Source organism: Mesorhizobium sp. RCAM 06353, assembly GCF_059683585.1.
This window is the reverse complement of record NZ_JCASIY010000002.1, coordinates 388,629-413,582: the sequence shown is the minus strand read 5'-3', so window position 1 is coordinate 413,582 and position 24,954 is coordinate 388,629. Positions and strand designations below refer to the sequence as shown.

General features: G+C 61.2%; 14 protein-coding genes and 2 pseudogenes. 4 read left to right on the top strand and 12 right to left on the bottom strand.

Annotated elements, in window-relative coordinates; all coding sequences use genetic code 11:
• Positions 1-14 precede the first annotated feature (14 nt).
• The 12 genes from AC56QX_RS38240 to AC56QX_RS38185 form a co-directional block, all read right to left on the bottom strand.
• Positions 15-1,181 (bottom strand): cysteine desulfurase family protein, encoded by a 1,167-nt coding sequence (locus tag AC56QX_RS38240; protein WP_497118501.1) that lies wholly within the window; start codon positions 1,179-1,181, stop codon positions 15-17.
• The gene (locus AC56QX_RS38235) at positions 1,178-6,406 is read right to left on the bottom strand and encodes an FtsK/SpoIIIE domain-containing protein (protein ID WP_497118500.1); all 5,229 of its coding nucleotides are present in this window, start codon (positions 6,404-6,406) and stop codon (positions 1,178-1,180) included. Before AC56QX_RS38235 ends, AC56QX_RS38240 begins: the two co-directional genes overlap by 4 nt.
• Positions 6,403-7,968: a hypothetical protein gene (locus AC56QX_RS38230; RefSeq protein WP_497118499.1), complete on the bottom strand. Its 1,566-nt coding sequence runs from the start codon at positions 7,966-7,968 to the stop codon at positions 6,403-6,405. Before AC56QX_RS38230 ends, AC56QX_RS38235 begins: the two co-directional genes overlap by 4 nt.
• Positions 7,965-9,839 (bottom strand): hypothetical protein, encoded by a 1,875-nt coding sequence (locus AC56QX_RS38225; RefSeq protein ID WP_497118498.1) that lies wholly within the window; start codon positions 9,837-9,839, stop codon positions 7,965-7,967. Before AC56QX_RS38225 ends, AC56QX_RS38230 begins: the two co-directional genes overlap by 4 nt.
• Positions 9,840-9,848: 9 nt before the next feature.
• Positions 9,849-10,661 carry a phosphoadenosine phosphosulfate reductase family protein gene (locus AC56QX_RS38220; RefSeq protein ID WP_497118497.1) on the bottom strand — a complete coding sequence of 271 codons (813 nt, stop codon included), beginning with the start codon at positions 10,659-10,661 and terminating at the stop codon, positions 9,849-9,851.
• The gene (locus AC56QX_RS38215) at positions 10,651-14,124 is read right to left on the bottom strand and encodes a hypothetical protein (protein ID WP_497118496.1); all 3,474 of its coding nucleotides are present in this window, start codon (positions 14,122-14,124) and stop codon (positions 10,651-10,653) included. Before AC56QX_RS38215 ends, AC56QX_RS38220 begins: the two co-directional genes overlap by 11 nt.
• 4 nt (positions 14,125-14,128) lie before the next feature.
• Positions 14,129-15,100, bottom strand: a complete 972-nt coding sequence (locus AC56QX_RS38210) for a DUF4007 family protein (protein ID WP_497118495.1) — start codon at positions 15,098-15,100, stop codon at positions 14,129-14,131.
• A gap of 221 nt (positions 15,101-15,321) precedes the next feature.
• Positions 15,322-15,744 (bottom strand): HNH endonuclease domain-containing protein, encoded by a 423-nt coding sequence (locus tag AC56QX_RS38205; RefSeq protein ID WP_497118494.1) that lies wholly within the window; start codon positions 15,742-15,744, stop codon positions 15,322-15,324.
• 722 nt (positions 15,745-16,466) lie between these two features.
• Positions 16,467-17,120, bottom strand: a complete 654-nt coding sequence (locus AC56QX_RS38200) for a hypothetical protein (protein WP_497118493.1) — start codon at positions 17,118-17,120, stop codon at positions 16,467-16,469.
• A 244-nt stretch (positions 17,121-17,364) separates the two neighbouring features.
• Entirely contained in the window at positions 17,365-18,042 is a 678-nt protein-coding gene (locus AC56QX_RS38195) for a methyltransferase domain-containing protein (RefSeq protein WP_496628405.1), read from the bottom strand.
• A gap of 652 nt (positions 18,043-18,694) precedes the next feature.
• Positions 18,695-19,390 carry an OmpW/AlkL family protein gene (locus AC56QX_RS38190; RefSeq protein ID WP_258600536.1) on the bottom strand — a complete coding sequence of 232 codons (696 nt, stop codon included), beginning with the start codon at positions 19,388-19,390 and terminating at the stop codon, positions 18,695-18,697.
• Between the two features lie 187 nt (positions 19,391-19,577).
• The gene (locus AC56QX_RS38185; RefSeq protein ID WP_497118492.1) at positions 19,578-21,668 is read right to left on the bottom strand and encodes a prolyl oligopeptidase family serine peptidase; all 2,091 of its coding nucleotides are present in this window, start codon (positions 21,666-21,668) and stop codon (positions 19,578-19,580) included.
• Between the two features lie 989 nt (positions 21,669-22,657).
• Here AC56QX_RS38185 and AC56QX_RS38180 point away from each other — a divergent pair.
• From AC56QX_RS38180 to AC56QX_RS38165, 4 genes and pseudogenes are all read left to right on the top strand, one after another.
• Positions 22,658-22,948, top strand: coding sequence for an acyl-homoserine-lactone synthase (locus AC56QX_RS38180; protein ID WP_497118491.1), 291 nt, complete (start codon positions 22,658-22,660; stop codon positions 22,946-22,948).
• A gap of 170 nt (positions 22,949-23,118) precedes the next feature.
• Positions 23,119-23,280, top strand: a complete 162-nt coding sequence (locus AC56QX_RS38175) for a hypothetical protein (RefSeq protein ID WP_497118489.1) — start codon at positions 23,119-23,121, stop codon at positions 23,278-23,280.
• Between the two features lie 982 nt (positions 23,281-24,262).
• A pseudogene (locus AC56QX_RS38170) lies at positions 24,263-24,434 on the top strand (XRE family transcriptional regulator); the annotation flags it as partial.
• A pseudogene (locus tag AC56QX_RS38165) lies at positions 24,427-24,561 on the top strand (type II toxin-antitoxin system HipA family toxin); the annotation flags it as partial. The pseudogenes AC56QX_RS38170 and AC56QX_RS38165, both read left to right, overlap by 8 nt.
• Positions 24,562-24,954: the final 393 nt, after the last annotated feature.

Below are 24,954 nucleotides of genomic sequence, written 5' to 3'. Positions count from 1 at the left end.
CTCAAAACCATCGATTAGGAGGCGTCAGCGTGGGTATGCTGTAATTCCGCGTTCACAGCAGCCACAATTTCCGTCGTCGCCAGATCGAGGTCCCCTTTAGATGTGAAGGCGGACAGGCTCACTCGTAGTGTGGCCTTGGCATCCTCATAACTGATCCCCATAGCCGTAAGCACATGAGACGGAGCGGGTGAGCCAGCGCGGCAGGCGGACCCTGTGGAGAGACAGATCCCGCGTATCGCTAAGTGCTCAACGATCGCATCAGCGTCGCACCCCGGGATGGTCAAAGAGCACGTATTTGGCAGACGTAGTGCCTGAACTCCATTAAAACGTACTTGCGGTAGGCGAATAGCTAACTCCCGTTCAAAGTTGTTTCGAAGCGCTTCGATGCCACTGGCTACAAGCAGCCGCCGAGCCGCCTGTTCTGCGGCAACGGCCAGCCCGGCGGAGGCAGCGGTGTTCATCGTCCCGCCCCGTCGCCCGTCCTCCTGTTCACCATAAATAAGCGGTTCGAGCCGCAGCCCGTCCCTAATGTACAGCGCGCCCACGCCTTTCGGGCCGTGGAATTTGTGCGCCGATAGGGAGAGCAGATCGACTTCGACGAATTCGTCTGTCAGATCGACAGGTATACGACCAACAACCTGCGTGGCGTCCACGTGCAGGATCGCCTCCGGAGCGAGGCGGCGAACGATCTCGGCCAAAACTCCAATGGGTTGAACGACACCCGTCTCGTTGTTCGCAGCCATGACAGAAACGAAGGCAGTGTCGGGTGTGAGTTTCGCAGCGAACGCATCTGGCTCGATCCGACCTGACTCATCCGGCTGCACGTAGCGTACTTCGGCTCCCTTGCGCGCCTGAGCGGCCACCGCTTCCAAGAGAGAGGGATGTTCGATGGCGGTGGTGACAATACGGCGGCTTCCAGCGCTCGCCATGACACCGGCGACTGCCCAGCTATTGGCCTCTGACGCGCCAGAAGTGAGCGTGAATTGCTTGGCGAGTTGGACATCGCCCAAGAGGCGGGCCAAAGTTCGCTTTGCCTGCTGCACCACGTCGTATGCGCCTAACAACTGACCGGCGGTCGACGACGGGTTGAAATACTGTTCTTTCAGAAATGGCAGCATCGCAGCAAGCGCTTCAGGCGCCAGTTGCGTGGTGGCGTTATTGTCCAGATAGGCGTGGATCATGATCCTTCATCCAGGTCCCGGCAAATAGCCTCTACGAGCCGTACGAGATCATCGTCGCTTACGAAGGGGACCTGGGCGAAAACTGGTTCGGTCCCACCACCCAAAATGGCCGCGAGATGGCCCTTTCCCAGTAAGCGCTCGGCTCCGCCTCCTTTCTGACCTAGGGAGAGGTCTGAAGTGCCGGCGCTGTCCACTCTTAATACCAAGCGATTGCCGAGATTGCTGCGCAGCTGCATAGGGAAAACTGTTGCGTCGGGACGCTGTGCCGCAAACACGAGATATATACCGGCGGCGCGTGCCTTTACCCCGAGCCGGCTCACTGCCGATTCAACCCCCGCTCGATAGGTGTCGATCTGCATCCAATCCGCAAACTCATCGTGGACGAGCCAGATAAGTGGCAGGGCCTTGGCAGCCTTAGCGTTGTAGGCGCGCAAATTGGCGGCTCGTGCGGCTTTGAACAACCCGTAACGCTGTTCCATCTCCGCCACCAAGGCGTCGAGGCGAACGAGGGCGTCTTCGGGGACGTCTACGATTCCGTCCACAAGGTGGGGCAGGGGTTCGAACGCGAAGTAGTCTACGCCGGCCTTCGGATCGATCAGGTGAATATGTGCCTGATCCGGGCGGTTGGTCGCCGCGATGCCAAGAAGGATGTTCTGAATGAGCACAGACTTGCCGCTTCCTGTGCTTCCGGCCACGAGAGTGTGCGGCGCCGGCTCTGGTTCCAGGAACAACGGGCCACCGTCGTCCTCTTTGACCGCGATCAGCAGGCGCGCATTGGGTTGGTCGCGATCGACCTTCCAGTCGCGCCAGACTTCGCCGATGGTGAGGGTCTCGCGCTTCGGCCGCCGGATGGAGATCGCCACCCGTCCGGGCTCGGCCCTCACGTTCACCACCTCCAGGCTGTGGGTTGTCTCCAACTCCCTCAGCTTCCGCTCGACGGCTGCGACAGTGAGCTCGTCGGTGCCGCGAAATTTCAGTAGCGCCGCGTTGGGTGTCAGCACCGCCTGTTCCAAACGCGCCGACATGCCATACCGCAGTAGGGCGTTTCGGCAGCGCGTCCCGATATCTTCAAGCCAGGCGGCGTCTTGTGCGTCGCCATGCGCGCCCAGCCCGGTCAAAGCGAGAGCGGCTTGGAAGTGTGTGACCGGGGCCTTCTCTGAAATTACGTCGCCCGGTGCTTCAACAGCGTCGGCACTCGGCCCGTCGACCGCAGTGGCCGGCATCGGCGCGGGCTCTGGCAACGTCGGCATGGTGCTTGGCGGACTCTCGAAACCACGGCTTCCGGGCGGGCTCTCGCCGCGGACTTCCTGGCGCAAAGCTGTAGGATCCTCATCCTTCGCATAGCAGCGCAGCAGCCGTCGCAAGCTGTCGGGGCCGTATTGTTCTTGCTCACCAGTATCGGTTTCGGCCACGCCCACCAACTTGTCCAGAGCGAGCGTCACGGCGTCTGGCCCCGCATGAGCAAAGACATGCGCGCGAAGGCGGATTTGGCATTCACCATCGCGGAGGACCCGTCGCCAATCTGTGCTCTGGTCCGTGAGCCCGCCTGGGTCACGCAAACCGTCGAGCAGCATGTCCGACAGTCGCGCCAGCCAGATCTCGCGATCGGCCGGCGGCTGTGTCGGGTCGAGGGCGCGCTCGAGCCGCTTCAATGTGTCTCGTAGCTGGCGTGCTGAGTCTCCTGCCTTCGCGGTGGCGGAGGCCGCCGTGACATACTTGGCTTCCGTCACCACGATATCCAGCACAGGCCGACCATCCTGCCCGACCCCCGGTGCCAGACACAGGAGATCGGCGATTCGCTTTTCGTCCTGCCCGAGCCAAGCCGCGTAATCGTCGAGGAATATCCAGGCTTTGGGCCGGTCCCGTCCGAGCTCCGCTTCCACGAGGTAGCGGCTCATTACCACTCCGATAAGTTCATTGGCATTGCTCCCCCGTTTGGCGGCACGCAGAACGATGTCACCCGAGACGGCATTGGCGTGGTCGATCAGCCGCGGTGCTAGAGCCGAAAGCTCCTCCGGCGTGAAGGTCGGGTCGAGCGCGCGCAGGCGACCCCGCAGGGTCGCCTGTAGCAGCTCGTCTGGGGCTTTGGAGGAGATCACTAGGTTCCGTCCTCCGGCGGCTGCATGCTTGTAGCGAATGATCCGGATCTTGCTGTCCATCAGCTGGCGGCGGTCGAGGAGGTCGTCAAAGTTGACGACCCAGGCCCCCAGCCGATGGGTTTCGTTGAGAATGGCCCGCGTCCCTGGATCCTGGATGTCGGTCTGGCGAGCCGGCATCAGGGTGGCGCCTGCGGCCCGCGCCTTCCCAGCCTGATGAGCATCGTGCAGTGCGCCCAGCGCATCCAAGAAGGCCCAGCCCTCCGACGGCTGCGCTGGGCATGCCAGGTACACCATGGCGTCGCGGTCACCGCGCCGAATCGGCCGGCGTCTGGACCAGTGACCGGTGTCGATCTGGTCGGCCGGATAGGTCATTCTCTGCAGTTCTACCCAGCCTTGCCGGGCGGCACGCGAAATCACGTCGTGGCAGAAGACGATGTCATACGGCGGTCCATCGGCCGAAGGATCGGGCGCGGCTTGGTTGACCATGATAGTAATCCGCAGGCGAGCCATGAAATCGCGGGTTGCTTCGCTGGCATGCAGGCCGTCTCCGTTCTGCTCGCGGCCCACCAGCTGTTGATAGAGGCCCCGCAAACGGCCCTCGTCGCGGTGCCGGAGCACCACTTGGCACATGGCCTCCCCGTCCTCGCCCTGCGCTTCGTTTCGGATAATGTCGACGACGGCCTGAGGGAGGGCGGCGGCATCGCAGTTGTAGAGAACGACCGACAGGTTGTCCCGCTCGTGCGGCTGGAGCGCGAGGTAGCGCTGCACCAGTTCGGCGATCTGTTTGGCAATCGGCGCGACATTGTCGCTGGTTGTCCCGCCGCGCCCAGCTTGAGCCACGGGCGGCTCGTGCAAGCTGTAGTCATTCACCACATCGTTGAGCGACAGCACGATGGATTTCTCACCACGCCATCCCCCTACAATCTCCGGACGGAGGGGTTCGGCCAAAGCGCGGCGCAGTTCGTTGAAGAAGAGGCCGCCGGCGTCGGTAAATTCCACCGGCTCGTCCGCCAGAAGCCGCGCCATCTGGCGGCGGAGCATGCGCCAGCGCGCACCTTGAGCGGCAAGGCGAAGTGGTTGCCAAGGGCAGACGACGGCGAACCCAGCGATGTCGGAGGTCTCACCGGGATGGGCCACGCCCACATCGAGGGGCTGCCGCAGGAGCCGATCCAATGCCACTGGCGTGGAGACCTGATCAACGATCCCGGCAAGGAGCTGACCATAGAACTCCGCCTGGGTCTGTGCGCTCCCAGCGCCCCAGCCGGTGATTGCTACGTCCTCTAAAGCGGTGCGGTAGGCCCTTTCGAAAGCGTCGTAGCGGCCGCGGAGATCGTTAGCCACGGCATCCGAAACCAGCGCATCGGCCCTAAGATCCTCGAGCGCGGCCTTCCAGGCTTTGGTCAGAGACTGACACTTGGATCTGGCGGGCACGAAGGCGCCGCGCTCACGCGAGGCGGCCGGCTCAAGCGTCTTGAGGTCGCCGAGATCGACTCTGCGCTCACGAGTGCGCCCGGCCCCCTTAGGTCGCCCTGCGACGCACTGGACTAGGGGCGTTCCGGTCATATTTGTGCGCAGCCGTTCAAGGTCTTGCGCGAGCGAAAGGCCGACGTCTCCGAGACCGCATTCCCATACCAACTTCAACTCGGCGCTTTTCTCGACAGCGCCGCCATCCCGACGCTCGACCCAGATCTTGAAGTTGAGCTGCCGTGCACGCCGGCTAGTGGCGTCTGCCGTACGTTGCTTGTGGACCGCAATCTCGCTGGCGAAGGCTGGGTAATCGAAGGCCGAAGTACGTCGGAACTCGACGACTCCAACCAAGGCTTGCCCGAGGCCGCGATAACGTGTTGCGAACTGCCGGACTGCCAAGTCGTTCAACGACATAAACCGGCTCTTGGCGTCTTCCTGCCCTTCGACGACGAGGACGCGTCCGGCGCCCGAAAGTTGATGGTGGGTCCGTTGCAGAGCCTGAGCGAGGCCGTCCAGGAAATCACGGCAATCCACCCGCTGGCCGAAGATGAACCGTTCCCAAAGCGCCGCCAGTCGCTGGTCATCGCGCAGCTCATGGGCGTGGGCCGTGTAGAACTCCTCGTCCTCGGGAAGCTTAGGAGGGCTTTTCTGGCGCCGCTGATCCTTGAAGGCGGTCAAGTAGTCGAGTTCGGCCTCGCTGACCAGCTCGGTGCGAATGCTGTAGAAGGTGTAGGTCTCTTCGCCGATGAACCGGCCCTCGCTCTTCTGGGCCTCCTCGAAGAAGCGCTCCAACTCCGACCAATCGTAGTGAAAGAGCTTTGTGGAACCGTCGCTGACGCCGTCCGGCGCCTCGACATAGGCTTCCAGCGCAGCAACTACCTCATCGCGCAACTCTTCGCGCAATTCGGTGAGTTTATCCCGGAGCCTGGTCCGGGAAAACGGGAGTTGGGCGGCGTCGCGCTTGGCGAGATAGCTCTGCCGACCCCAATGACGTTCGTAGCGCTGCCGCCATTGCGAGGACCAACCGAGCTTGCCTGGCGGAATATCGTCGAACAACGCATCGTAGCGTGGCAGTCCGACCAGTATGAGCGCCCGGCCCAGCGCGCGCTGAGGCAAGGTGCCAGTCTCGAGGTCCGCCCGGACCGCCGAGACGTAACCCGCTACCTGAGGCAGCCCCACGCGATCGATCCGGAACAGTGCCTGCAGGGCGGCATGCAGGTGGGCTGCGCTATCCTCGGGAAGGCCGAGATCCCCACAGGCTTCGTCCACCCAATCGCCCACTCGTTCCGCGTCGAGCAGGGCGTCGGCGTCTATCTTCTCTACCTGCGCGAGCGATTGTAGTTGGCTGTCATCGGTGAGAGCCATGATACGACCTTCCCGGTCGCATACGGCGTGTCGAAGGTTAGTGGCGGCCTCGTCGGTCAGAAACTCCTGGGGGATTCCTGAGACCCCGTCATAGGCGTGGCGCGGGAGCTTGATGTCTAGCCGAGAAACGAGCGCCTCGTCCTGGCCGATCACCGCAACGATCCCAGCCACTTCGTCTGTAGAAAGACCGTGCAGCAGAAAGCGTGCGAAACCGGCTTCCTGTGCCTCACGGTCCAACGTCCTGCGGACCAAACGGGCGGCCATACGGCCGATGAGGCTAGGTTCCGCCGTCACTGGGAGGTGTCCTTGGCAAAGGGATTCAGCACGTAAGCGCAGCCGTCGGAGAGGCACTTAAGAAGGCCCATACTGCCAAGCCTGGCCTCTAGTCGCTCGCGGTTCTTTCCAAAAGCCCCCTCATTGAAGTCGAAGGGCGTAAGCGCGCTTCGGGCCTCTTCAGGGCCGAAGACCAGGCCATAGTGGACGTAGAGATCGGCGAGGAACTTACTGAATTCGGCGCGCTTCTTGACCCGGGCGATCACCAACGTCTTCAGGAGCTCGTCGGTTGGCGCGTAGCGGTTACGGTTCGTGCCTCGCGAAGACACCAATCCAACATAACGTCCGTACCGCAGGTGAATCTGGCCCGCGTTTTCGTCGAGCTTGGACTCTGCCGCCTGCTCGAATTGAAAACGAAGCGCCTCCACCGTGGTAGGACGCCCGTCGACCGAGTAACTGAATTCCTGTTTGAGGAGTTCACCGGCCCGCTCAAGCCGTTCATCTTCCGACAGATCGGAGGTCCCCTCCGATGGCCAGTTGGATTCCGACAAGACAGTCTCGGCGAAGAATATGAGCGATTGGCGAGCGAGGGCGTCGTTTTCATTGAAGCTGGCGATGGATCGCTGGCGCACCAACTCACGTCGGGGGGCGATAATCTCGCAGACCAAGCTTGGTCGGACCTTCTCGGCCCAGGCCGCAGCTGTCTCCAGCTGATAAAGCATCACATGCAGGCTCGCTAGCGGCGCAAGGTGACCAAAGGCGTCTTGGGCAGGCAAACCCAGGTTCAGGACCGCGAGCCAGTCCTCGGCCAAGCGGTCGAAGGCCGGGTGAGCCCGGTAGGGTAGGAAGGAATTGCCCTTCATCTGCAGACTCGGGCGACCATCGCTTTCGGCATTCAGCAGGCCGATCAGGCGGTTCTTTGGTTGGTCCGGGGCCAGAAACGCCGCCAACTTGGGCCGGAGTTCGTCCACCCGCTTGGCTCGGGATAACATCAGATAGAGGATCTCACCCGTTCGGCCGAAGTTGATGTAGTCGCGACGCGGATCGCCGCCAGTGATAATAGCGTCGCTGAAGAGTGCCTGGGCGCCGAAGGGGAAGATGAATCGCGAGGACCAGCGGCGATTGTTGTCACCTTCCAGCGTCGTCTGGCGAACGAGGGCGACGAGATCCGCAAAGTCGTGGAACCGGCTGAAGCGGCGTTTGAGATAGTCGAAGCCTTCGGCCGGGGCGGCCTCAGCGCCTTCCACGCTCTTGAACCAAAGCGCCCACAGGGTGTCGTCTTCGTAGGGCAGCGCCGCTACCTCCGCGAGCTCGTCATTGTTGAACAGAATGTTGCGCAGACCCATCCGATAGCTGAGGGCGTACGGTTGCAGGCGGGTGGGTTCTTGGGCCGCCAGCAAGCCGCCCGGCTCTCGTTGCTGCGCCTCGGCCACGTTCAGGAATTCGAGCAGCAGCAGCCACGGGTTCTGGCGCGGCCACAGGCGATGGCCGAACACGGCCTCCTCCAACCAGACCTTGACGTCGCTGAACACATCCCAGCTGTGCGGAACCTTGGTGAAATTTTCCGGCGCCTGAAGTTTCAAAGGGTCACGCTGAGCTGCCGCGAGTGCAGCGCCCCTTCCGCCGTCAGGCTGAGGATTGCAATGGGCGCGGGCCGATCGCCAATAAGTGCGTAGTACTGAGAGAGGATTTGGCTCTTGAAGGCCAGGACATCCTCATTGCATTCCTTCGAGAAGCTTCCCGGCAGTGCGCCTTGGGCCACTCGCATTAGGAATTCGTACCGGGTGAGATGCAGCTTGAACGTGGCGCTGTGCTGTGGCCCGCCTAGAGATACCCGCAAGACCGGGATGTGGTCCTCTCCGAGCGCCACTCCCACCTCATCACCATGGATACTCCGCTGGATGGCCGCTTCGTACAGGAAGATGTCGCTAACGCGCGCGGTGCTCAGATCTAAACCGGTGCTTAGATAAAGCTTGTCCATTTCGGCGACCAGCATCCCTGTCCAGATGCGGTTGAGACCGCAGACCAGCCGCTTCAGCACGCCTGAGTCCACTGGCTGGCCGGCGCGGAGGCGCTGGAGAACTTGGGCACGATAACTGCCAGCGGCGTGGAAGACGCTGAGCTTCCATGGATCGAGGCGGCCAGAGGATTCTGGCAGGCGGAAAAAGAGCCGTCGGCGTTCGTTGACTAATGCGGCCAGGAAGGCCTGCGCCTGTTCGACACGCTCATCCTCGGCCTCCAAGTAGGCGATGCGCATCCCATCAAACCTGGCATTTGAGCCATAGTAGGGATCGGAGGCGAGGAAACGCTCATGGTCGGCTTGAAGCGTCGGATCGGCGGCTCCGAAGATCAACAAGCCGTCCAGGGCATTGCTGGTTTCCCGACCGATGCGGAAGCCGCCCAGGTGACGGAAAACCGCAGACTGCTCCCGCCGACGCTCTGTGAGGTTTGCCCCGAACAGATTGCCGTAAAGCGTCGCCTCGTGCGCGCGGTCCTCTCGCGCGAGCTGGCGAAGCTCTTCCACCGTCGCCAGCCCGTCCTGCGCGCCCGACCAGCCCAGCAGGCTGTTGACCAAGAGGAGGAGCACCTCTCGGATGGGGATGTGCAGTCCGTTGGCATCGAGGAGTTCGGCTATCGCTAAGAGCCGCGCCTGGATCGCAGGGTCCGACAGCAATCGGAAATTGCGGAAAAAAGGTGACGCCGGCCCGAACGCCGGATCGTCAGCCTCGTCCTCCAAACAATGCCATTCGGCCCGGTCGAGCAGACACGTGAGCGCCTGCTCCAGAACTGCCTTGGTAGGCATCCGACTCAAGTTCAAGAACAAGAGATTTTGGCCTGGCGCGGACTGTCGGTCCGTCGCCAGCAGGTCTTCTAGCGTGGAGCCGAACGCCGCTGCGGGCGAACCCGCCGGCAACCCATCCCAAGCCTGAACGAGCTTGCCGTCATTGGCGGCGATGACAAAGATTTCCGCAGGATCCGCTTCGGTCATTGAGCGTGCGAAGCGGTTCAAGAGATCAAGTTTGTCATCCGGCCAAGGCAGGGTCTGAGGACACCAGGCACTGAACTCGAAGATGAAATGAATGGTCCGACGGCCGGTCGGTGTCTCGACCTCAAGCGGGAGGTAGTTACCACGGTGGCGACCGGTTTGACGTTCCGCTCCGCCGCCGAAGCGCGCCCATAGGTCGTTGCATAGCGTGGTCTTGCCATCGCCGGCAGTCCCCGTGAGCACCACATTGGTAAGCCGCCCAGCGGGCGGATCCAATGCCTGATCGAGTGTCGCGGTCGTGGGATGGGTGAAGAGCAGCGGGTCCGTCCCGTGGGCGGCCGCGTGGCCCGCAGTCGACTCTGCAAACATCCCATCAACGCGGTTCGCTGGTCCGTAGCCGCGTAAGAATCCCACCCAACGTTCGCCGGGGGTGGGTTCGGTCTTCGGCGGCGGGTCGGATTCGGACATGCGGTGCGCCTAGAGCTGACAGATCATGCAGCCGTCACGGGCGGGCTCCTCCAATTCGAGCCCTCCCAAGACGGCAGCCAGCGGCCGATTCGGTGTGCGAACGCGTCTCCGCTCCTGGGCTTTGCGCGTACTTTCTTCGATCTCCGCCATCCGCTCTGGCCGTTCAATCTCCGTCAGCGGCTCGTCAGTCCAGTGGAACACCTGGCCGTTGATGCGGTTGGGCTTTTCATAAGCCTTCGCCTGTTCGTAGAGCTCCGGATAGTGCGTCTTTAGGCGGACCCATTCGATCTTCTGCTGGTAGAAACAGAAGAAGCAGCCCGAGCGGGTCCTACCCCATTCCGTGTATGGAGGCAGGCCAAGGCCCGCGTCATCGAGGATGCGCACCACGCCGGCGTAGTCGATGCCGTCCTCCACAAACGGGAAGACCGCCTTGATGTTGGGCTTGTGGCTGATGTAACCGACCCGGTTCTCGTCCGCCCGGATACCAACGTAGTTCACACACGCCTCGACCCCAATGTAGGCCTCGAATGGCTTCAGTTTCAGCAGGTCGGTACACCAGCGGCGCTTCCCAGATGGCAGCATGCCGCCTTTGGTGCGAAGCACATCGTCGAAGGTCTCCCGCGTCGTAGTCCGGACGACCTTCGTGCCGAGATAGGCTTCGAGCCGCTCGATATACTCGAGTGTGTCCGGGAGCTCCTTCCCGGTGTCATGGAAGATGTACTCCATGTTCTCCACCCGGTCTCGGAGATAAATGGCCAGTGCCGTACTGTCCTTGCCTCCCGAAAGGCTGAGAATGTGTCGGACCGGTGTCTCATTGATCATTTGAAGGTCTCCCCAAGTCCCTGGTCGGATCCCGGTCATCTGCCGCGCTACGAGCAACCGCCACCAAAGCCCGGGCCGCAGCGAGGACGCCCTGGCGCCCATGTCGAGACAATAGCTCAGCGAACTCCGATTGGATTCCGTCGACCTGCGGGTCTGCAGCCGTCCCGCGTACCAAATCATTGAATTCCTGGCCATCGGCCGAGGTGATGACAACGTGGAAGGCTGTTTCTCCTTTCGCGACGTCGAGCCGACCATTCTCGTTGACGATGGTCGCCAGGACGCGGCTGAAACGACGGCCAAGCAATTTGAGCCGATGGTGGAATTCACGCTCGTCTGGCTCGGCCCATCGCTCTGGCGGCTTGCGAGCCAAGAAGCTCGCGATCGACTCGAGCCAGGCCTTGGGCGGAAGAGCGCCGTCGGCAAGTCTGAGCGCAAAGGCCTTGAGCTCCGTTTCCACGATCGCCCCTTTGGCAGGGGCGGCCCGGCGGGCGAGCACCGCCTGCACTGCTTCCAGCGGGCCCGCGGCATCCATGATGTCAGCCACAGCGGCCGTCAATCTGTCCAGCAAAGCCGGATAGGCGTCCCGCATGTCTCGGACCGCCGCGGCCATGACACGCACGAAGTCCTCCAGTCGTTCTTCTTCAAGAGGCCCGGTTGCGGTGAAGGGCTCGAGTCCGCAAGCAAGCGGAAGGTCGGTAAAGAGCAGCGCAGACGGATCCGATGCTCGTAGCAAAGATGCGCGGACCGCAGCCGTCGTGACGCTAATCGCGCGAGTCCGTCGAGCGTGATCCGGCAGGCGGGCGACAAACTGGAGCAGCGGTCGGACGACATCTAGAAGATCCGGCGCCTCCGCCTGTGCGGGCACGCCCAAGATCGCGGCGAGACGGGTGAACACCTCGGTGCGCACGCCCTCCACGGCGCAGTGCTGGATAGCAAAGTGCTCCGGTTCCTTGAGCATCCGTGCGAACTCGGGACCGCCGGCTTGGTCCAGATAAGTGCCGTCCTCATAGACCGCGGTATGGTGCCAGTGCGCCGCCAGATAGACCGCCAAGAGTAGGGGGATAAGGCCGTCCCGCACTCCATATGGTGGGAGGCGCAACGCCTCGACGATGTCCAGATATGGAACGCGGCGATCACCTTCCGCCGTCAACAGTTCGCCGATGCGCTCAAGAGCGGGGGTGAGCCGTAACGGGTCCAGTGCGGCCGGTGTCTCCACGCGCCAGCACCCGCCGCGTTCAACATGCACTTCGCCCTGACGTAAGACAGAAAGGTAGATGGCCATTTCGGGTGGTGTATGGGCTCCATCCAGACCTAGCAGTGGCTGGTCTGCTTTCAGAGCAAGGGCTTCGACAAGCAGGGATCTCGCTCGCGCTGCGGCCGAGGACAGGACTCGTCTGTTGATCAGCTCGTTTCGCACGCGGGGGGAGAACCGGTAAGCCGTATCGCAGATTTCCGAGAGCCGAGCGGCGAGATCGCGCCCAGACTCTACAGACAACCTCTCGCCGTTGTGGAACCATGTGCTTGCACCGGCTCCGTCCCCGCGGAGGTCGAGCAGCTCATTTAGGGCCCGGCGAAGTCTATCCTCGGCGAGATCAAGCTGGCGGGACACTTCTTGGCGGGCCAAGCGATCGCCGGCCAAGGCAGGTGTATTCTCGCGCACCCACGCCCAAGCGCGGACGTCACGCAGGAGAGGCGCAAGTGTCCCCACAGGTTCGGGCACGCCAACGAGGAGGACGTCGTTCCAGGCCTTATGGTTGCCAATGATTTCTAGCACCTCGCGGCGCTCCGCCGTGGTGCGGTTGAGCGCCACAACAATGCGGCCGTCCACCCGCGATAGGTCCGGAGCCTCGGCTAGCGCTCGACGAAGCTCGATGGGTTCCGCGTAAATGACCTCGAAGTGCCGGAGCGCCCCGGTTTCCACATAATGGCGTCGGGCCAGTACCGGATCGCTGGGCAGGACGCGTCTCAAGGCGTCCAGCAGTCCATCCGTCACATCTGACGCCTTGAGTCCTTCCTGAAGAGCCGTTTCAAGGTCAACGCTTGTATGGGGCCATAGGCATAGGCCGCCACCCGCGCCCCGGTCATAGAGTAGTTTCGAGGTCGTACTCAGCCGCTCTACTGCCGCCTCCGCTGCCCGGAGCCTATCGGAGTCCCCGCCTGCGATAGCAAGCACCAAAAGTTCTCGGGTAAGGGATAGGCCGGGGTCGTCCAGAAGGTTGAGCAATCCTACCGCCTTCAAGGCGGCAACCTCGAGGGCGTTATCCACCATCGCGCTTCGAATTACGGAATCCACCACACCAAAGCGCGTGGCAGCCGGTCCAGCCGCCAGGGCGCTCGAAAGGTTGGTGGTGAGATAGTCGTAAAGATGGTTCAGACGGTAGACTTGCAGGCGCTCGTGGGCGGCACGCGCGTGATCCATCAGTCCGTGCGGCTCGGCGGAGGATAGGAAGCTGAACAGGGATCGCTCGTTTTGTCCGAAGCGCCGCAAAATCCGAACGAGCACTGGTAGCACCATAGGGTCCAACGGCAGGAGTTGCGGCGCTAGTGCCGCCAAATCCTCAACTGGCGCGCCAACACCATACCAGCCCGCCGCCAAGACCTGACGCATGGCGCTGCGAGCATGCTTGGCAAGTCCGGCGGGCAGGCGAGCCTGATCGAGGTCCAGCGCCGCTGCCACAAGCAGGGCGCTTTGTTCGAGTGGTGGCGCAAAGAGCACTTCCTCGAAGCGACCGCTGACCTTCTCCCACTCCCGCCGTTGCTCGATAGCTAGATCTTGCGTATAGGCCGCCACTCCTTGGTGGAGCACGGCCATGACCACGATAGGAGTTTCTCCGCTGCGGGCGGCCACCTCCGCCAAATGTTGCAATAGATGGACATCGTCATCTGTGGTCCGCGCGGCGTACTCGAGGTTCTTGCCTAATTCGTCGAGCACCACCAGTAGACCGTCAGCCAAACCCATTGTGCGAACCTGCGCCGCCACCGCCTCCAAGGTCTCCACGATTGTGGACGCCGAGACACCTAAGGGATGGGCCAGGATCTTGGCCACGCTTTTTGACGGCCGCATTCCCAACCGCGCCACAGTTTTCCCAAGGGCGGCTGTGAGGCTACGCGCAACAGCCTCGCGCTCTCCCGCCACCAGTACAGGTGCGAGGCGGACGAGAGGAGAAGATTGTCGCAGAGCTTGCGGCAGTCCCTCCAACGCACCTTCAGCATAACGAGCAAAGGCCAGGCCGAAGCTCGACTTACCTGCGCCGTAGTCTCCTGTGATTCGCCAGGCACGCGCTGTGCTTCCTGGGGTCAGACTTTGGGCAAGCCGCTCAAACGTCGCCTTGATAAAAGGGGTCACCACGTAATGTGTCGAAGCCGCTGGATCGGCGTAGTCGCGCTCGATTTGAATCGACCGAAGGTGGCGGGGGTTCACCCGCAAGAAAGGTATTTGTTCGAGTCCGTCTTCAACATGCACCGGCCTACGCACTGGCTGCCCCCTTTGTTCGGATCGGCGCGCGCCGATAGGCGGCCAGTAAGGCCGTCGACAATGAGGGCGCAGGTCCACGGCGGCGCACTTGATATTGGTTTAAACTTTCATGTAGCTCAAAGCCTGACCGCGGATCGTCCGATAGCGCTCTTAAGCGATCACGGACGTCCGCTTCCGGGAGTTTGAAAACCCGGCCGGGGCTGCCGGGGCCATGCGCAACTTCGTGGAACGCAGCGGTGCCGTCCCGGGCTTCTGCCCCCCACCAATCGAGTAGAGCATAACGGAACAACGGCAGGCTGATGCTGCGCTTTAGGCCGAGGTCGAAAGCGAATACCGGCTCACGCCGTCCGCCCGTTTCACGCTCTCCAGCTGGGCGCACAAAGCCAAGGGCCGCGAGGGGGCTGTCCAGACCATCCTCCATCGCCCGGACGCCGCGAGGAGATGAATAGGTGCGCAACCAGACATCAATGTGCTGCTTCAGCGTGATTTCGGAGAGGCTACGCCCCTCCCGCTCCGCCTGCCGCGCGAATTCCTGAATCGCTGCACTGCTGGTGAAGGTCGGATCATTCCAGCGGTTTACCAAAAGGTCCCATGCGAAAAAGGGCGCTTTTCGGAGGCTCGAGATCTTCCAATGCAGCCACCAAAGCGTCTGGGGATCCTCCAAGTAAGGATCTGTACCTTGGCGTGCGAAAATCACAGCCGCTTCCTCGGTAAGCTGCCATCCATCAGAAGTTCGGCGCGCGACTCCGTAGGCCTCCACCCAACATCGCAATGCCTCTACCATGTTTTTACCGAGCCCTAGCTCAACAACCCCTTCCAGCGGATTGGTCAGTACATCCCTGCCGTCCTCGATAGCCGCCACGGCTTTTGGCAACCAGGCGATCCGGAGCGCAAATGTTTGATGACCACTGAACCGATATCCGCCGACTGGATCGTTCAGATTGAGATTGTCCCGATTCGTCATGCCTTTAGGCTAGTGAGTTTTACTTGGGAACTCCAGCGAAGCGGTCGTCTTTCGCCCAATTCATTATAGCGCGGCCGCTATGGCGTGTGGAGGACGGCGAAACCTCTCGTCTTGGCGTGATCGGCGGACTGTTTGACGCCGGGGCGACCTTATCGTTCAGACAGGTTGGTTGCCCAATTGCGCCGAAATGAACCGCCGTTTGTCGTGGCGGGGCAGTCCGACTAGCCTTGGCGAAGAGCTGGTTCAACGGGCGTGATCGACGGCGGGCGCGGGTTCCATCCGCAGCTAAACCCCTGGTTGGCCGCAATCTGAGTGAGTGGCCGATAGAGGTCAAGATAGCGCTCGATGAAGTTCTGATCACTCGTTGTTCGCAGGGTCGAGAAGTCTGTGCGAAGCGCAGCCACATAATCCTCAGCAATTCGAGCCGTCGCACAGTCCGAACGAATCAACCGGTAGTGTAGTCGTGCTAGGGATGGAACGTACTGACGATCTGGAACGCTGTCGGATTTCTCGCGGTTTGTTTGTGGCGTGGCAGGGGCAAGATTCCAAATTAAGTCGTGAGCAAGAAAACAGCGCGGTAGGAAGTGATCGACTGAGAACGTGGCATCCAGTGGCGCATCGGTGAAGATGTCAACTAAGGTCACGCCGTGCTCGGCCGCTGTTGTAAAGAAACGCCGCGCAGGGCCTAGATCACGTATGGGCGGCGGCCCAAGCTTACCGGGGATTCCGGGTGTGTTCGGATTTCTCGCTTGCAAGAACAAGGAGAGTTTTGCTCCGCGAGGCCACGAACAATTGGCGAGGCGTCCATCAACCATAAGCGCCACACCGAGTCCATCGATAGCTCAGCTTCGCCACGAACTCCGACGCTTAGCGAGTAAGGAGCCGACGCCCCTCCAACCACCCGTCGCGCAGCGAGTTCCGTGATGGCCCGTGTCCGACGATCGTCTCGCATCGACGGCTCCAAGGCGTCCACGAACCATGGGGAGATGAACCTTGTTGGAACGTACCGCCCTAGGCTCTCCAGACGTTCTCTCGCCTCAGCCCATCCCTTCAGCGCCTGCCGCACATCCTGCTCACGCGCTTGGCCCGGCAGGCCGCTATGAGCGGCAAGATCTAACACCAGGTTCTGAAGGCGATCGTGGTATCCCAGCGAAAGACGATAGAGAACCACTGGATACCAGGCGGCAACGACCATCTCCTCCACGACAGCTGTAACGGAGAGGCGGTCCCCATTCGGCAGAAGCTTCAACAGGCCGATCAGCCAAAAATATTTATAGGAACTGGCGGTGTCCGCGAAAGTGCGAGCCAGGAAAGCTACTTGTGCCGGGCTGCATACCTTGTTGACGGCGTCGTTACGATTCATGGCTCAGCCGCGGGGCGATTCGGGCCACGGCGGCAGCGCGAGTGCGTCGGGTACGACCAACGGCTCAAGTGGCCTGTGTGCTTGCGCAGGGGCAGACCGCAGCAAATTGACTCGTTCTTTGAGGCGTTCGGCTTCCGCCCTAAGAACTCCATCCAGTTGATGTGGATAGATATAAACTGCGAACCGCTCTGGTTCATTGCCGAGCGCCCCTGCCTTGGCGAGATTTAGCATGGTGAAGTGCGTACCGGCCCTGGCCAGGTAGGGTAGGGCCGCAGGATCAGCAAGGCCGGACTTGGCCCGGATCAGATCTCGCAAAACAAGACCGTTGCGAATGATCTCCTCAACGATAGTCTGATCGGGCTTGGACAATCGGGGAAACCAATTCGGATCAAGCAATTTCAACAAGGTGCGGATATTGCTGTCGCTCTGCCGCGAGCGAAATTCCTCGGCGAGAAGCCTGTTCTCCTCCGATAGTTGCTGATACGGGCCATAGAACCCCTCAAGGCGCGCTCGCAGCTCCACGAGCTCCATCTCGTTGGCCTTTTGATTAACGGCGTCTTCGACATTTCGCCTGCCGGCTTCAATGGTCCTGCGCGTTGTCCACTGTGACGCAATTACGCCGAGCAGCGCACCTACCAATGCGAGTAGCGCCGGCAACGATGGAGACCACCATGGCGGTGCGCTGTTCGACTGCAGGACCACAGGGGGGAGGGATTCCACACGAACCAAAATCGGAAGCGCAGGAGCTTGGCCGGGCGCAGCCTCGGACGGTGTGATAGGTGGTGAGATCGCCAAGTTAGGCGCCGGCGCCGGCTGCTCAGCGGCCGCCCAGAGCGCGGTAGAAAAGACGCCCGCACAAGCAACGATTGACAGCTGATAGATCAAGGACTTGGTGGGCCCTCTACCGTCGCCTTGCCCAACAGTTGATCCACCGGGCTCGCGCGCCCGGTCGGCTCGACCCGCCCTCTTGTACATCCAACCGCTCCACATCGAATCCCGCAGCGTGAACGCTAGCATGCCACTCTTGAGGATCGAAGTAGGTGAACCACCGTCCGTCAGGGTCCTGTTGTTCACTCGCCCCTGACTTTACAGACGTGAACAGACGCCCGCCCGCTGTCAGGATTCGACGGATTTCACTCAAGCTGCTGGGGATATCGGCACGTGGCAGATGAAGCAGCGACGCTGCAGCCCAAGCGCCACCGAACGTTTTGTCGGGAAAGGGCATCTGTCGCATGTCGGCCACAACGACCGGCGCTCCAGAGTGGCTGCGGGCAATGCGGGCGAGGCTCTCCGCCAGATCGAGCCCCACAACTGGACGGCCGTGGCGCGCGATCACCTCTAAATCGCGGCCAGCACCGCAACCGAGATCCACGACCATAGCTCCCTGTGAAAGTGTGGCTAAGAAGGCGCCGAGGGCCTCAGTCACGGAAAGAGTCAAGGTGCGCGCAGCATAGTCGGCCGCATTTGTCTCGTAATAGGCTCGCGTGCTTCCTCGCTCGTCGATCACACTTGCCAGCGAGGAGTGACCGCCTTGGTGCAACCCTCTAACTGAACGGATCATGCTTTCATCGTCTTCCATCTGCGAAATCGAAACGGCCAGTGGCCGTTGCCTCAATTACGGTTGAGTCTCTCGGCCCTTTCCATAGCGGCTTTTGGCCACGAGCGCGCGCTGCTCTGTCTAAGGCACCTGGCTTCATCGAACTCAAGGCCGTGTCGCGTCAGGGAGAACTACATGCTTGTTCTTTAACATCTAATCGCCACCGGATGAAAGTCCGAAGCCATCTGCAGTAAGTCCCTAATGATCCAGCAGGCGCATAAGCTCAGACATGGCATCCGGGCGACTGATGTCGAAAGGGGAGCTGGCCGGAGCATTTCCATCAGCAGGGATAAAGCCATTCTGCTCCAAGGTGCTTTTGAGCACTTCCATTTCAGGCGTTAATCGCGGCCGCGTTGAGCAAAAGGGGTACTCTTTCTGGCCGGTGGAACTGGGAGGCCGTCCTCTCGACAACGGCTTCTTTAAGTGTCGCCCACAATCGGCTGCTATGCGTCGGATCGTCATCGGGAAATTGACGAGAACTTCCTCCAATTCGGATACTTCCCCGCCCGGGCAACAAGGCTGCCTCCTCGAATGATCCGGATCGATTTGCCTGCGCAGAGCGGACGACAAAAAGGGCGCACGAAGCGCCCTTCATTTCAGATCGGCTGTCGGAGAGCCACCTTCGCCTTCCGTATCAGAAGCGGTAAGTGACACCTGCGCCTATCAACCATGGATCGAGCTCGGCCTTGCCCGTCAGCTTCGCCCCGGCCACGGTGACGTCGAAGTCTGGCTTCAGGAAAAGCTTCTTCACGTCGAAGTTGACGCCCCAGTGTTGATCCACCATGTAGTCGAACCCGACCTGCAGCGCGGTGCCGAACGTGTTCTTAACCTTGAGAGCATCGGCGCTGCCGGCATGCTGGTTATAGAAGATCGTGTAGTTCACGCCGGCACCGACATAGGGCTTGAAGGCGCCGAAATCGGTAAAATGATACTGCACTGTGAGCGTGGGCGGCAGCAGCCAAACCTTGCCGATATTGCCCAGCCCGCCGAGCGTTCCTTGGCCGTCGATGTTGGCATAGGTGGTGCCGAGGATCAGTTCGGCGGCGATGTTGTCCGTGAAGAAATACGAGATATCGAGTTCCGGGATCACGGTGTCCGAATAGGAAAGCCCGGAGCCGGGCACTCCGTTGACGTAGCCCGAATCCTCAGTGATGACCCCCAACCCACGCAGGCGGATCTGCCAAGGGCTTGGCGCTTCCGTGACCGAGACCCCTGCCTGCGGGACGCTTGCGGCTACCGGAGGCTCCGCCGCGACGGCCTGCTGTCCCACCATCATCAGAACGACGGCCGCTGTTACTCCCCGCGCCACGCCCATTCGCTTTCTCGCCATGATATTCTTTCCTTTGCCTTCAGAAATGATGAACTGCACTACTAAGAGTCTCCTCGGATTAACTTATATTGATGGAGCCTCATGCTCATTCTGCATGAGACTATGCCGACATTATTTGCACGCTTCCGCAATCATCGACATGTGCTAACTTTATTTGAAACGTAGTCATCCTCTGGGTTGCGCCTACCTATCGACCGCTATCGGCTTGCCAACCGATCGCACTGCGAAGGAAATTGTTGCCCAGGGCAATGAATGCGGCCCGCTCGCGATTGTCCTTGCCGTAGCCGTGCCCGCCCGCGCTGGGCTCGTAAAAGTAAGCGGGATATCCAAGAGCCTGCAGCTTTGCAGCCATCTTGCGGGCGTGGCCTGGGTGGACGCGGTCGTCGCGTTTCGTGGTGGCGAGTAGGATAGGCGGATAGGGCTCTCCGGGTATCGCCGCGTGATAGGCGGAGATTTCTTTCAGGAAAGTCCAATCGTCCGGCTTGTCGGGATCGCCATATTCGTCAATCCAGCTCGCGCCCGCCAAAAGCTTGGTGTAGCGGCGCATGTCGATAAGCGGGATTGTGCAGAACAGCGCGCCGAAATGCTCAGGATAGCGGGTAAGCATGTTGGCGATCAGGAGGCCGCCATTTGAGGCGCCCTCGGCGGCAATCCGCCACGGCCGCGTAATGCCCCTTCGCACCAGGTCGGCGGCAACGGCGGCGAAATCGTCGTGGGTGAGGCGCTTGCCCTCCCTGCGCCCCGCCTCGTGCCAGCGGGTGCCGAACTCGCCGCCGCCCCGTATGTTCGCCACCACGCACGTGCCGCCGCGTTCGAGCCACAGCTTGCCGATCGAGGAGTTGTAGTGGGGCAGGCGCGATATGCCGAACCCGCCATAGGCGGTAAGGTGAACCGGGGCATCCCCGTTTCCGTTCGCCGGGCCGACCTGCGTATAGGGGATCATCTCACCATCGATCGAGACCGCCTCGTGGCGCGTGACCACCAGTGCGGATGCGTCGAAATTCTCCGGGTTGCGCTTCAGGATTAGTGAAGCGCTGAGAGGCGGCGCGGCATTGAGATCGAATAGGGAAAGCTGCGGCGGCGTAATCGGATCCTGAGTCCAGACCAAGACCTCTCCATTGGTTTCGTGACCTTCTGCGTCGAGTGACCAGAGTTGGACATTGTTCGCGCCGGGCACGGTGTCCAGGGTTCGGCGCGTCCATTCCTGGGGACCGGGGGTGAACATCTCGAATCGCGGAACGAGGTTGCTGAAGTAGGAGCTGACGAGTTTCCCCTCATTCCAGAAGAATGACTGCAGGGAACGCCTTTCGGCTGGTTCAAACAGGGTACTAAATCCGCGCTCGCCGGCCAGAAAGGAGGAAAGCGAGATGCCAATCAGCGCGTCGGCGTCATAGGTCGTCCCGGCAACCGTCCATGCTCTGCGCGGCTTTACCGCCAGCCAGTCGCCGAAGCCATCCCACCAGGCGTCCCGAGGAAGGTCGATTTCAATCTTCGGCCCGCTCTTGTCGCCGGTTCGGACTATCTGCTCGAAGAAGCCAGTATTCTCAATGAACCAAAGGCGCTCGCTCTCGGTGGTGCGGTCCAGATAGCCAGACACGCCGAGGGTTTCGGAACCGGTCTCGAAGATTACCGGCGCGGTGAGGGGATCCGCGCCACGCTTCCACAGCCGCACGGTGCGCGCGTAGCCGGAGCGGGTGGCCATGCCATCACCAAGCGCACTGGAAAGCAGAAGCGTGTCAGGGTCGAGCCAATCAATGGAGCCCTTGGCCTCCGGGAGATTGAAACCGTCAGCGACAATGCTCAGAGACATCAGGTCGAATTCGCGATGTACGACCGCGTCGCTGCCACCGCGCGACAGGCGCAGAACGGCCTTTTCGCGTCTCTGCGGCTCGATCGACGCGCCGCCCCAGACCCAGTCTTCTCCGTCGCTAGCCGCGAGGGCATCCAGATCGAGCAGTAGCTCCCACTGGGGATCCGCCTTCATGTAGGCGGCAAGGGTGGTCCGGCGCCACAGTCCGCGCGGATTTCCGGCATCTTGCCAGAAATTGTAGAGGTACTGACCGCGGCGCGTGATCAGGGGAATCTTGTCGGGACGGTCGAAAATCATCGTCAGAGCCGCGCGGTCGCGCTCGAACCGCGTTCCCCCGCAGTGCTTCAGCGTCCTTGCCGACTGGCTGGCGGTCCAGTCAAGGGCCCGTTCGCCTTCCACATCTTCGAGCCAAAGGTAGGGATCATCGTCGGGAGCGTTCAGTGTGGGGCGGAAATCGAATTCGGTCATGTCGGGATAACCAGAGGAATGAAGGCGCAATGGCTTCCGTCGGCTCGGGAACGCTCAGTGTTCGCGGCGGCGACCGCATGTTCGAAAAGCGTAATCATCAGGTGGGTTCTTCTCAGTCGGTGCGGCGCGGCAGTGCGTTTGCGGATAGGACTGCATGTGTCGTGCCAACTAGAAAAATCGTTTCAGAACAATGCGATCACTCTGATGGCGATGTGTCTCATGTCCGACATCGTCGGAAATCCGACAATGACTGCATCCGTAAGCGCCTGATCGATCTCGTGTGCGAGCTCGCAGGACACTGCAGAACTCAAGCAGTGATGCTCACAGTTGAACGCAACATCTTCGCTCCAAGACGCTTCACGTACCCGGCTTCGATCGGCAGATACCCATGAGTTGACGGACGATCTGAGCGACAAGACCGGCTGCGTGTCTAAAACTACACGCCGCCAGCGAAAGAGTCGGGGACCCGAGAAAAAGGGAACGAGCCCACCGGCTGGCCGACCTGATGGTTGTGCAAGCCCTCGCCAGGATTCTTGGCGTCGCCGTCCGCTTGCCGTATTCGAAGTCCATCCATCGCGCCAGCAAGCTGCGTTCGAACGGACGCATGCGACTGGTCCCCATGACAACTTGGCCTGCATTGGGCTCGTCATCCGATATGCAACGGTACGAGGGTCCAGGAGACCGGGCGCTCCGGCTCGGTGGAGTATTTCGGCGAGAGGCCATGGTGTACGGTGTGTCGATGACGCTGCGCCGATTGGTGTGTCTGCAAAATGAGCAGTGCCTGGCAAGTCTGCCTGGGAAATCAGCTGTATCCAAGGGTCAAGCGGAGCGCGGCCGCGCTCCATCTCGACACCGCCCGCAGAGAAAGCTCGGCGTGAACCCCACCAAACAGGCGATTGCGCGTCTCGCCGGTTCGTTTTTCGGTTCACTGACAAGTCGGCTTCACTGTGCAACTGCACAGGCTGCCGTAGCTTGAAGATTCGCCTCCAATGGCGGGGAATTCCCCCGAGGAGGCATTCGATGACGCAGCCTATTGCGCCCGGCGCTACGACAACTGTGCCGACGAACGGCGTGCAATCCACCGTCCGCGCTACCGCGTCTTCAAGGAACGTCTGGAACGGGCTGCAGAAGTCGATAGCGGCTATGAAATCGACTCTTTTGACCCGCTCACACCCCGCTGGATGTTGCCGCGCGGTTTCGTCGGTTGGTCGCTATTTGCACTGCGTCTCCTGTCCTCGACAGTGCCAATGGCAATCGCTTCGACAAAACGGCGCCATTGACCTCCGGTGCTTTCGGCGCCGGTGGTTTGCCAAGTGGCATGATGTTTCGACGTCCTCGCAGGCGGGCAGGGGAGCACAGTCATGCCTACAGTTCTTGTGACTGGCGCTGATCAGGCTGACTGGCGGGATGAAAGATCGTACGATTACACCGCTCGTCTGACGCTGCGCGAGTGGGCTGGGAGTACTTACGCCGCAATCCAGCATTCCAGCGTGAACTGCTCGCTGCGCGTCAGCAGGCCATTACTCTGTCTCGCGAAGACTTTCTCGACGTGATCGCGTCAGACGTCGCACTCGATTGCGAGAGCCGTCGCAATCGATCAGGGTGTGCCTAGCGTGCAGCAGGTCCCGGTTGCCCGGCGCTGTCTCAAGGAATAGCGGACATAATCCCCCCGGGGAAAGCTGATCCATGCGCCATTCAGCCACGTTCAGCGTTGTCCGATACCCGACAATGTCGGATACGCAACGTAGCATAATCTGATCTATCAGTTGTTCTTAAATGCTTTTTTGCTTTGGTATGGTACATGCATGGTCTACGGCAAAAGGCGTTCGGACTGAGGAGAAGTCGTCTCATGGCCCCGAAAAGCCGCTGACTTACGCCACCTCCCAAGGCGTACCCGGCCCGGCAGCGAGCTCAGTCTCCTGCCGGGCATTCGGTTTCAGGGTGTATGTGCCCCTGGCGTTCAGAAGTAGAAGTTGGGCGGCGGCAATGTTCGGCTGATGAGGATTGCGGCGAATGGAATATGAGAAGGCAATCTCCAACCGTCTCGAGAGGGATTTCCGACGGCATTAAGAAGGGCCGGATAGACTCAGCGCCCAGGGGCGAGGAACTCGTCGTCGAGGAGCTTTTGGCCGACGATGCGATGGTGGCATCGAAAACATCGCCGGCATGAGCGACCGCAGCCGGCGTCTGTTCGACGGGATGATCGCGCCGGCGCCGTCCGTGAGCTGGCGCGAGATCTCCATGTCCATCACCGCATGAACAGATCCACGACGACAACTCCTGCGCCCAGTCAGACGCGACGCTCGGCTGCTATTTGTCCGTGGCTGCTGAGATACCCCGCTCGGATCGGAGGGGGCTCCCTCGTCACCGAATTCCCGACTGACGGAGACAGATGGCCCCCTCACTCAGGTTGACGGACCCGCGGTTGAATGTGGGGAACATCTGGCGCGAAGCGAAACGGCTGGATGATGAACGGATTGCGATCCCAAGGCCGCAGTCCCAGATACGTTGCGTGTCCCGCTCCGGGAGGTTCGTCCACAGCAATACCTGGCCGATGAACCTTTGGCACTGTCGTGCAAGGATATCATCGCTACAACGTCAGCATCGGCATTTATGCCGGCGTCCTGCAGGCGCTCGGCCTGCTAGAGGGCCTGAGTTCAAGTCGCCGACATCAGAAACGACAGCGTCGGTCAGGCGCTGGCCAGCGCCGATCTGCCTAAGCACGTCCATCTCAGGCGGCCAGTCGCATCATCGCGCGATGACTGAGTTCGAGGTGCATATCGATCTGGACGGTCGCATACGCCCGATCGGAATGGCGAGGAGCAATCGCGTCCGAGGCACGGAAACCATCCTTTTCGAGTATGACGGCGCTTGGCTTAAGGACCCGGACCGCTCTCGACCATAATGTCCCGGTCGCTGCCTCCTATTCCACGCGCAGACCCCAAGGATTGCCCGATGCCGATCTGAGCTGATGTCGCGCAAGCATCGGTCAAGTACCGTTCGCCCTGCTGGACGCAGGCGAGCCACGCGATGCCGTAGGCTACCGGCAAGCGTCTGCGTATCAAGATCCAGGCCGCCCGTAGAAGCTTCAGTCGATCGAGCAGTGGGCTCGCTGCGATGGGCGGATCGATGAAGCCGCTGATCTACCGGCCCACGCGGCGCGCCACTGCAAACAAGGTACCTCGCTCGGGCCACTTGCCTAGACTAGCTGCAACTTGAAACCTCGAGGCCTTCTCGGCGAGGATCGCCTGATCGCTCGCAAGCTTGTCCTCCGTCAACGCGCGCC

What these genes read in the sequence shown, in the direction of transcription:
- AC56QX_RS38240 (WP_497118501.1), bottom strand. Translation starts at nt 1,181, where the DNA reads ATGATCCACGCCTATCTGGACAATAACGCCACCACGCAACTGGCGCCT.
- AC56QX_RS38225 (WP_497118498.1), bottom strand. Translation starts at nt 9,839, where the DNA reads ATGTCCGAATCCGACCCGCCGCCGAAGACCGAACCCACCCCCGGCGAA.
- AC56QX_RS38220 (WP_497118497.1), bottom strand. Translation starts at nt 10,661, where the DNA reads ATGATCAATGAGACACCGGTCCGACACATTCTCAGCCTTTCGGGAGGC.
- AC56QX_RS38210 (WP_497118495.1), bottom strand. Translation starts at nt 15,100, where the DNA reads ATGACGAATCGGGACAATCTCAATCTGAACGATCCAGTCGGCGGATAT.
- AC56QX_RS38195 (WP_496628405.1), bottom strand. Translation starts at nt 18,042, where the DNA reads ATGGAAGACGATGAAAGCATGATCCGTTCAGTTAGAGGGTTGCACCAA.
- AC56QX_RS38190 (WP_258600536.1), bottom strand. Translation starts at nt 19,390, where the DNA reads ATGGCGAGAAAGCGAATGGGCGTGGCGCGGGGAGTAACAGCGGCCGTC.
- AC56QX_RS38185 (WP_497118492.1), bottom strand. Translation starts at nt 21,668, where the DNA reads ATGACCGAATTCGATTTCCGCCCCACACTGAACGCTCCCGACGATGAT.
- AC56QX_RS38180 (WP_497118491.1), top strand. Translation starts at nt 22,658, where the DNA reads ATGGCGGGGAATTCCCCCGAGGAGGCATTCGATGACGCAGCCTATTGC.